Source organism: Lacinutrix sp. MEBiC02404 (genome assembly GCF_053601575.1).
In genome coordinates, this window is the sequence record NZ_JBSHNV010000021.1 from 1 (window position 1) to 213 (window position 213).

Genomic DNA, 213 nt, shown 5'->3' on the forward strand with positions numbered 1-213 from the left:
AACAGAACCAACATCAGTAACGGTACCAACAAATGGTAGTGTAGATGCAGGAATAGATGGTTATACTACAGCAGGAACGGTAACTGGAACCGTATATAACGATGAAGATGGTGATGGAATACAAAACGGAACAGAAACCGGGTTCACTACACCAGTAACTGTATTTGCTGATTTAGATGGCGATGGCGTATTAGACGCAGGAGAGCCAACAGG

Annotated in this window: 1 protein-coding gene; it reads left to right on the top strand. The window is 43.7% G+C overall.

Features of this window, described 5'->3' with window-relative positions:
- Nucleotides 1-213, top strand: a 213-nt coding sequence (locus ACVCXO_RS00090; RefSeq protein WP_452227569.1) for a hypothetical protein, incomplete at both ends; no start/stop codon positions are given.